Annotated in this window: 1 protein-coding gene; it reads left to right on the top strand. The window is 58.8% G+C overall.

Going from position 1 to position 1,022, the window contains the following annotated elements; genetic code table 11:
* A partial coding sequence (locus tag C0V97_RS17610; RefSeq protein WP_148114974.1) for an AI-2E family transporter occupies positions 1-1,022 on the top strand: 1,022 nt, incomplete at both ends.

Genomic DNA, 1,022 nt, shown 5'->3' with positions numbered 1-1,022 from the left:
CCCTTCGTGTTTGCGATGGTGGTCAATCTGCTGATGATCGGGCCGATGCGCTTTCTGCATGGTCGGCTGCATATCCCCAAGCCCATCTCGGCGCTGCTCCTGATCATCGCGATGTTCCTTTTGGTGGTCTGCATAGGCACGGCCATTTCGGTCCCTGCGGCGGCGTGGCTGACCAAGGTTCCGCAAAGTCTGCCCGCGCTCCAGCAGAAGCTTGCCTTCCTGCAGGGGCCGATCGACTCATTGCAGCGCGGCTATATGCGCGTGGTCGCGCTAATGTCGAATGGGGGTCATCACCATGTGAGCGCGGCGACGGCTGCCGCCCAGTCAGCATCGAATGGTGCTGAGACGTTGCGGGTCTGGGGGTCATCCTTCCTGATCGGGACTCGCGCCTTCATGGGTGAGTTTTTCACCATGCTGCTGATGCTGTTCTTCCTGATGACAGAGGGAGACAGCCTTCTGCGTCGTATCGTGGAGATCATGCCGACCTATTCGGACAAGCGTCGTCTTGTGCAGATCACCACACAGATCGAGCGCAACGTGTCGCTTTATCTGGCGACCATCACCATCATGAATATCCTGGTGGGGCTGCTCAATCTGTTGCAATGCTGGCTGACGGGCATGCCCAACCCCCTGCTATGGGGGGTTCTGGCCTTTCTGCTCAATTACGTGCCGATCATCGGTCCTCTGACCGGTGTCGTCGTCTATTTCTGTGTGGCACTCATCAGCTTCCCATCCTTCCTGATGGCGTTGCTGCCCCCTTCGATCTATCTGTGCATTCATATACTGGAGGGGGAAACGATTACCCCCATGCTGCTGGCCAAGCGCTTCACGCTCAATCCGGTGCTGGTCATGGCCTCGCTGCTGTTCTGGGACTGGATGTGGGGGATTGGCGGGGCTTTTCTATCCGTGCCCATGCTCGCCGTATTCAAGATCTTTTGCGACCATATCGAAGGCCTCTCTCCGATCGGCCATGTGCTGGGCGGTCCGGTACGCCCACGCTCCCTGCGCACCCTTGGCCCCGA

The sequence above is a fragment of the Asaia sp. W19 genome (genome assembly GCF_003994335.1).
Classification (GTDB): domain Bacteria; phylum Pseudomonadota; class Alphaproteobacteria; order Acetobacterales; family Acetobacteraceae; genus Asaia.
The sequence above is the reverse complement of the archived record's forward strand: the minus strand, read 5'-3'. Positions and strand labels throughout refer to the sequence as shown.